The following is a 3,666-nucleotide window of genomic DNA, read 5'->3' on the forward strand; positions in this document are numbered from 1 at the left end:
GGGTGGGGGAGTACGTCGCCGCGCGGAGACCGGCGGGGATCGTTAGGGTGGAATCGACCTGTGGGTCGGGCAGTGACAGTCACCAACTCTTGCACTGACATTCACCGAAGGAGCACGCTGTGCGCGAAGTCTTCCACCAAGACCTCAACCAGATTCTCGACCAGATGGGGACCCTCACCGCGATGGCCCGCGAGGCCATGAGCCGCGCCACCCGGGCGTTGGTGGAGGCCGATGCCGACCTGGCGGGGGCCATCATCGCCGACGACGCCAACATCAACACCCTGCGCGAGGAGATCGACGCCAAGGCGATCGACCTCCTCGCCCGGCAGAACCCCGTCGCCACCGACCTGCGCATCGTCGTCACGGCCATGCGCATCTCCTCGGAGGCCGAGCGCATGGGTGATTTGGCCGCCCACGTCGCCAAGGTGGCCCGGCGCCGCGCTCCGGAGAAGGCCGTGCCCGCCGACGTCATGGACACGTTCATCGCGATGGGCGCCGCGGCCGAGGCGACGAGCCTGGCCGCCGAGAGCGCCCTGCGTGCCCTCGACCAGGACGCCGCCGCCGAGGTCGAGAAGCTCGACGACGTGCTCGACGCCCAGCACCGCGCCGTCTTCGACCGGCTCATCGAGCAGGAGTGGACGTACGGCATGAAGGTCGCCGTCGACACGACGCTCCTGAGCCGCTACTACGAGCGCTTCGGCGACCACGCCGTACGCGTGGCCCAGCGCGTCAAGTTCCTCGTCACCGGCGAGCCGGAGTCGCTGAGCTCCCTGCCGGACCGCACGCCGGACGAGATCTGACCCGAACCGCACCCCGCCGAGGGAACAATCGGGGCGACCCAACACGACGTTGGGTCGCCCCGATTGTTCCCTCGGCGCATGTGTGTACTGCGCCATTGACGATAGTGTGTGACGCACAGTATCGTGTCATATGTGGATGAGGATCGTGGTGCTGGCCATGTCCAGGAACTCCGTCGCGGAACCGTCGTCCTCGCCTGTCTCGTCACGCTCAGTGAGCCGAACTACGGCTATGGGTTGCTCGAGACGCTGAGCGAGGCCGGGTTCTCCGTCGACGGCAACACGCTCTATCCACTGCTGCGGCGCCTCGAGAAGCAGGGGCTGCTGACCAGCGAGTGGAACACCGACGAGTCGCGCCCGCGCAAGTTCTACCGGGTCAGCCCGGCCGGAGCGGCGATGGTCGACACGCTGATGACGGAATGGACGACGCTCGACACGGCGATCCGTGCCCTGGGGGAGAGGACAACGCAATGACGACGACACTGACCGACCGTTACGTGTGGACGGTGACCCGACACCTGCCGGCCGACACCGGGCCCGATGTGGCGCGCGAGTTGCGCGGCACGATCGACGAGACGGTCGAGGGGCGGATCGCCGCAGGGCAGGATCCGCAGACCGCCGAACGTGAGACGCTTCAAGACTTGGGCGACCCCGACGTGCTGGCCCGCGAATACGGCGGCCAACCCGGGTACCTCATCTCGCCGGCGCTCTACCCCGAGTACGTGCGACTGCTCAAGCTGCTCCTGGTCATCGTGCTGCCGCTGGCGCTCGTGGGCGTGCTGCTGGCCCGCGTGACGACCGGGGATCAGACGTGGATCGACCTCGTCATCGAGGCTCTCCTGACGGTGCTCTCCGTCGGCGTGCACATCGCCTTCTGGACCACACTCACCTTCGCCATCATCGACCGCACCCGCCCGGAGTCGCAGCGCGATCGCCCGCTGACCCGCTGGAACCCCGATCAGCTGCCGACCGAATCGCCCACCCGCCGCGTCGGGCTGGGGGCCACGATTGGCGAGGTCGCTCTGTCGCTGGCCTTGGCCGCGCTGGTCGCCTGGCAGTTCGGTGGGGTCGGCGAGCGCTCGGCGCAGATCCTCAACCCCGACCTGGAGTTGGGCTGGCAACTCGCCATCGTCGGGCTCTTCGGGCTCGACGCGGTCATCGCCATCGCGGCGTGGGTCATGGGTCGCTGGACCCCTGCGCTGGCGGCGGTGACGGTCGCGGCGAACGTCGGTGCCGTGATCCTGCTGTTGTGGCTGCTCGCCGAAGGCCGATTGCTGGCCGATCTCGCCGCCGTCAACGACCGGCTCGGGTGGGCCGTGGACCAGTCCGCGGTCACGGCGGTCATCGGGGGAGCCGTGGTCATCGTGGCGGTGTGGGAGAGCATCGAAGCCCTGATCAAGGCGCGGCGCGGGCACCGCGGGCGGCTCGCCGGCTGAAGGCTCGGGGTCACTCCACCATCTGGCGGCACACCTCGATCAGCCGCTCGCGCAGGGCGTTCGAGGTGTCCGCCAGTTCTCGCTGTCGGCGAACGTACTCGGTCTTGCCCTCCGGAGTCTCGATCGGCAGGGGCGCGTAGCCGAGCGCGGCCAGGTCGTACGGCGAGGCCTGCATGTCGAGCGTGCGCAGCGCCATCGCGTGCGCGAACGTGTCGAGCGTCAGCTCACTCGGGACCGACGGCGCGAGCTTGAACGCCCACTTGTAGGTGTCCATCCCGGCGTGGACACACCCGGGCTGCTCGAGGTCGACCTGCCGCTCGCGGGTGGGCTGCTCGGCGTTGCGCGGCGCCGCGCCCGGGGTGAAGAACCGGAACGCGTCGAAGTGCGTGCACCGCAATTGGTGCGACTCGACCACCGCGTCCGTGCCCGCGTGGCCCAAGCGCAGGGGCCAACCCGAGTGACGAATCTCCGTCGGTGTCGTGCGGTACACCATCGCCCACTCGTGCAGCCCGAAACACCCGGTGAACGCCGGACGAGAGCGGATCGCCGTGAGCAGGTCGCGCACGAACGTCACCGTTGAGCCGCGGGCTGCGACAAAACCGGCGGAGTCCAGTTCGACGCCGCCGTCGTCGCGCGTGCGGTAGTGACGCCACTGGGCACGGGGGAGATCCGCCGCGCCGGCCAGCACGACCCCTGGGCCGGGATGCCAACGCCGCAACTGGGCCGGCGTGTGGTTGTAGTACTGGAACAGGAAGTCCTCGACCGGATGTCGACGATGCTCCGGCCGGCGGTCGCGGTGACCCGCGGTCAGCGCGTCGACCCTTGCCTCGTGGGCCTGCTCGCGCGCTCGCCATTCGGCGACGGGGAGCACGACGGGGTCGGACACGGCAATCACCGCCCCAGCCTAGGCCGTCGTGGTGAACCACCCCGGCGCTGCAGCGGCGAACGCCTGGGCGGTCATGGTCGGAGCGCCGTGCGGCACCTGTCCGATCACGCCCGGTCCCAGGGTGTTCAGGTGCTTGTGGTTGAGCGCCTCCAGGCGGGAGGGGTGCTCGCCGACCGACCCCAGGACGATGCCGAGTACGGGGAACCCGCGGGCAGCGAGCCAGTCGAGCGTGAGGCTGGTGTGGTTGAGCGTGCCGAGGGCGCTGCGGGCCACGACGACGACGCCCACCCGCTGGTCGGCTGGGGGAGTGTCGGCCGGGGGCAGCAGGGCTGCGGCCAGATCGGCCACCGTCTCGCCGGCGTCGGTCAATTCGACGAGCAGCCCGCCGGCCCCTTCGATGAGCACATGGTCTTGGCGTGCCGCCAACCCCTCGACCGCGGCCACGTGCTCGGCCAGCGTCGGCAGGCGCGCGCCCTCCACCGCGGCGGCCTGCCGCGGAGCCATCGGCTCGACCAGGCGGCAGCCCTCGTGGGTGGGCACCCCGGCC

The 3,666-nt window shown here is 70.0% G+C and carries 5 protein-coding genes; 3 read left to right on the forward strand and 2 right to left on the reverse strand.

Going from position 1 to position 3,666, the window contains the following annotated elements; all coding sequences use genetic code 11:
• The first annotated feature begins 119 nt into the window (after nucleotides 1-119).
• The 3 genes from phoU (at nucleotide 120) to KD1_RS06715 (ending at nucleotide 2,233) form a co-directional block, all read left to right on the forward strand.
• Complete coding sequence (phoU, locus tag KD1_RS06705; protein ID WP_068399400.1) at nucleotides 120-800, forward strand: phosphate signaling complex protein PhoU; 681 nt, start codon at nucleotides 120-122, stop codon at nucleotides 798-800.
• Nucleotides 801-932: 132 nt separating this feature from the next.
• Complete coding sequence (locus tag KD1_RS06710) at nucleotides 933-1,271, forward strand: PadR family transcriptional regulator (protein ID WP_068399404.1); 339 nt, start codon at nucleotides 933-935, stop codon at nucleotides 1,269-1,271.
• Nucleotides 1,268-2,233, forward strand: a complete 966-nt coding sequence (locus KD1_RS06715; protein WP_068399406.1) for a permease prefix domain 1-containing protein — start codon at nucleotides 1,268-1,270, stop codon at nucleotides 2,231-2,233. The genes KD1_RS06710 and KD1_RS06715 overlap by 4 nt, the downstream gene beginning before the upstream one ends.
• Before the next feature lie 10 nt (nucleotides 2,234-2,243).
• On the opposite strand, the gene KD1_RS06720 is transcribed toward KD1_RS06715, so the two are convergent.
• Nucleotides 2,244-3,128 carry a 3-methyladenine DNA glycosylase gene (locus KD1_RS06720; protein ID WP_370670751.1) on the reverse strand — a complete coding sequence of 295 codons (885 nt, stop codon included), beginning with the start codon at nucleotides 3,126-3,128 and terminating at the stop codon, nucleotides 2,244-2,246.
• 9 nt (nucleotides 3,129-3,137) lie between these two features.
• Nucleotides 3,138-3,666 (reverse strand): ATP-dependent dethiobiotin synthetase BioD (bioD, locus tag KD1_RS06725; protein WP_083542202.1); only part of this gene is annotated, 529 nt, incomplete at its 5' end.

The organism is Kribbia dieselivorans NBRC 106261, from assembly GCF_001552435.1.
GTDB classification, from domain to species: Bacteria; Actinomycetota; Actinomycetes; order Actinomycetales; family Dermatophilaceae; genus Kribbia; species Kribbia dieselivorans.

Excerpts from the sequence above, each read along its gene's own strand:
- KD1_RS06715 (WP_068399406.1), top strand. The coding sequence starts at position 1,268 with ATGACGACGACACTGACCGACCGTTACGTGTGGACGGTGACCCGACAC.